The sequence below is a fragment of the Microbacterium sp. Bi128 genome (assembly GCF_918698205.1).
Map to the genome: position 1 here is coordinate 1 of NZ_CAKKMM010001108.1, position 1,713 is coordinate 1,713.

1 protein-coding gene and 1 pseudogene are annotated in these 1,713 nt (G+C 63.2%); both read left to right on the forward strand.

Annotated elements, in window-relative coordinates; translation table 11 throughout:
• Positions 1-436 (forward strand): glutaminase (locus LQV45_RS30240; protein ID WP_230010903.1); only part of this gene is annotated, 436 nt, incomplete at its 5' end.
• Positions 437-510: 74 nt separating this feature from the next.
• Positions 511-1,713 (forward strand): annotated as a pseudogene (locus LQV45_RS30245) (amino acid permease); the annotation flags it as partial.

Genomic DNA, 1,713 nt, shown 5'->3' on the forward strand with positions numbered 1-1,713 from the left:
CTCCAGCAGCAGCCGCAACCTGGCCCTCGCCCACTTCCTGAAGGAATTCGGCAACCTGCGGCAGCCCGCAGAGGCAGTGGTCGAGAACTACGTCCGGCAGTGCTCAATCATGATGACCTGCGCGGAGGTGGCCAAGGCGGCTCTATTCCTCGCGCAGGATGGTCGTGGAGTTCAAGGCGCGGTGATCTCCAGGAGCGAGGCTAAGCGCATCGGTTCCATCATGCTGACCTGCGGCATGTATGACGCAGCCGGCGAGTTCGCCTACCGCGTGGGACTTCCCGGGAAAAGCGGTGTAGGCGGCGGCATCCTGGCGATTGTCCCCGGCCAGTGCGCCATCTGCGTCTGGAGCCCGCGGCTGGATTCCAAAGGAAATTCCCTGGCAGGCACGGCGGCTCTCGCTGACCTGTCCGACCGGACCGGGTGGTCGATTTTCTGATCTGACGTCCGGCTGTCCCCACAATCTCCCTCCAGAACCCCATTTAGATCTCTGACAGATCGAAAGGAACACCCATGCCCAACAACCCCAATGACGAGGTTGGCTTGTACCAGGCCGATGGCGGCCACGCCCACGCTTCGGATTCCCTGATCCACGCGGAGGACTCGGGCTATCACAAGAGCCTGAAGCCCCGGCAGATCCAGATGATCGCGATCGGCGGGGCCATCGGGACAGGCCTGTTCCTGGGTGCCGGCGGCCGGCTCAACGCGGCCGGCCCGTCACTGGTCATCGCCTACGCAGTCTGCGGCTTCTTCGCGTTCCTGATCCTGCGCGCCCTGGGTGAACTGGTGCTGCACCGGCCCTCGTCAGGATCGTTCGTGTCCTACGCCCGCGAATTCTACGGAGAGAAGGCCGCGTTCATCTCCGGCTGGTTCTATTGGATCAACTGGGCCACCACCACCATCGTGGACATCACCGCCGCGGCCCTTTACATGAACTTCTTCGGCAAATACATCCCCTGGATGGGGGCCGTACCGCAGTGGGCGTGGGCGCTGATCGCCCTCGTCGTGGTCCTTTGCCTCAACCTCGTCTCCGTCAAGGTGTTCGGCGAGCTCGAGTTCTGGTTCGCCCTGATCAAGGTCGCGGCCCTGGTCGCGTTCCTGTTGGTCGGCACCTACTTCGTCATGTTCGGCACGCCTGTGGAAGGCCAGGAAGTCGGATTCAGCCTCATCACCGACAATGGCGGCCTCTTCCCCAACGGCCTGCTGCCCATGATCATCCTTATGCAGGGCGTGCTGTTCGCCTACGCCTCGATCGAACTGATCGGTACCGCCGCCGGCGAAACCGAAAACCCCGAAAGAATCATGCCCAAGGCCATCAACGTTCTTCGGATCCATCGGTATCCAGGGCGTTGACGTCATCATGAACCTCGTGGTCCTCACGGCCGCCCTGTCCTCGCTGAACGCCGGCCTCTACTCCACCGGCCGCATCCTGCGTTCCATGTCAGTGGCCGGATCGGCCCCGAAGTTCGCCCAGCGGATGAACAAGGCCGGTGTCCCCTACGGCGGCATCGCCATCACCGCCGGCGTCTCCCTCCTCGGGGTCCCGCTGAACTACCTGGTCCCCGGCCAGGCTTTCGAGATCGTCCTGAACGTCGCCGCCGTAGGCATTGTCGTCACTTGGGCCACCATTGTGCTCTGCCAGATCCAGCTCAAACGGTGGGCAGACAAAGGCTGGCTTGAGCGCCCCAGTTTCCGGATGTTCGGCGCCCCCTACAC